Here is a 1,644-nt window from a genome sequence, read left to right on the forward strand (position 1 = left end):
GCCGGCGGCGCCCGCGAGTGCCGTTCCCGGCCCGCGGCCCGCGGCGTGTTCCCGGCCCGCGGCCGGCGGCGGTGGCGCTCCGGACCGGCGGGCGTTCCGGGCCCGTGGCGGCGGTGGGTGGCGGTGGAAGTTGCCGGGTGGCGGGTGGTGGGGGAGTCTGCGGCGTCCGGAAACCGTCTTCAAGGTCTGGTCGTGGGTTTCTGTTGGTGGCCGGTTCGTGTCGCTGTTCTGCCGCCCCTTCGGGTGGTTCGCCCTGTTTTCGGTGCGTTGACACGTGTGTCTTGCGGCTGCCTCGAGTCTGCGTCCACCCCCGGCGGGGCGGGCTCCCCGAGCATTGACATACCGCTCATGCTGTTTTTTACTGGGGGGGTCGGGGGACCGTCGCGGACGGTGCCGGTGAATGGGGGAGAGCGCGTGGACATCGATGTACTGGGCACACTCGCCGTGCGGTACAACGGCGTGTCCATCACGCCCACGGCTCCCAAGCCCCGTCAGGTGCTCGCCCTGCTGGCGCTGCGGGCCGGCCAGGTCGTCCCGGTGGGGGTGCTGGCCGAGGAGCTGTGGGGGGCCAGGCCCCCGCGCAGTGCCCGCGCCACCTTGCAGACCTACATCCTGCAGCTGCGCGAACTCATCTCCGCCGCCCTCGACAGCAGCTGCCGGAACCAGAACCAGGGTGAGGGCCGGGGCCGGGCCGAGGGTGAGGGCCAGGACCAGAGCCAGGGCCGGGGTGAGGGTCGGGGTGTGGGTGGGGGGCGTCGGCAGGCCAAGGACGTGCTGCTGACCGTGCCCGGCGGCTATCTGCTCAAGAGCGGTGACGGCGTCAGCGACGTACGGCGGTTCGAGCGGCTCGCCGGCAGCGGGTACCGGGCCATGGACGCCGAGGACTATCCCCAGGCCGCCCGGCTGCTGTGCCAGGCGCTGGAGCTGTGGAGCGGTCCCGCGCTGGCCGACGTCCACACCGGCCCCCAGCTGCGCACCGAGGCCAAGCGGCTGGAGGAGAGCCGGCTGTGTGCCCTGGACCAGCGTGTCGAGGCCGATCTGCGCCTGGGCCGTCACCGCGAGCTGCTGGCCGAGCTGACCGTGCTGATCAACCAGTACCCCATGCACGAGAGCCTGTGCGGCCAGTACATGCTCGCCCTCTACCGTTCCGGGCGCCGTGGCGAGGCACTGGACGCCTACCAGCGGCTGCGTGCGACCCTGGTGCGCGCGATGGGCCTGGAGCCCTCGCCCGCCCTGGCCAAACTGCAGCGCTCCATCCTGATGTCGGGCCCCGACACCCTCCCGGCCCGGCCCGCGGCGGGCGCCGGCGTGGCCCGCGTGGGCTGACACACCCCGCACCCCGCACCCCGGGCCCCGCACCCCGGCCGGCCGACCCCGGCCTCCGGTGTCTGGGCCGCTCTCCACCAGGAATCGAGCACCGCTCGGCCGTGGCCGTGCAGCGTTGATCACACCGGGAGGAGGAGATCGCGCATGTCGTCGTCGCAGCGGAAACACTCCGCCCGGCACACCGCCCGGGTCGCGGCTCCCGCCGGCGTCGTCTACGGCCTGCTCGCCGACGCTCCGCGCTGGCCGGTCCTGCTGCCCGCTTACGTCCACGTCGAACGCGTCGACGCCGACGCCGCGGGCGACCGTCTGCGGCTGTGG

Annotated in this window: 1 protein-coding gene; it reads left to right on the forward strand. The window is 73.7% G+C overall.

The genetic code is table 11. The features are described from left to right. Positions 1–414 precede the first annotated feature (414 nt). Positions 415–1,326 carry an AfsR/SARP family transcriptional regulator gene (locus ACWEBX_RS40275; RefSeq protein WP_451889655.1) on the forward strand — a complete coding sequence of 304 codons (912 nt, stop codon included), beginning with the start codon at positions 415–417 and terminating at the stop codon, positions 1,324–1,326. Positions 1,327–1,644: the final 318 nt, after the last annotated feature.

Source organism: Streptomyces sp. NPDC005070 (assembly GCF_053600395.1).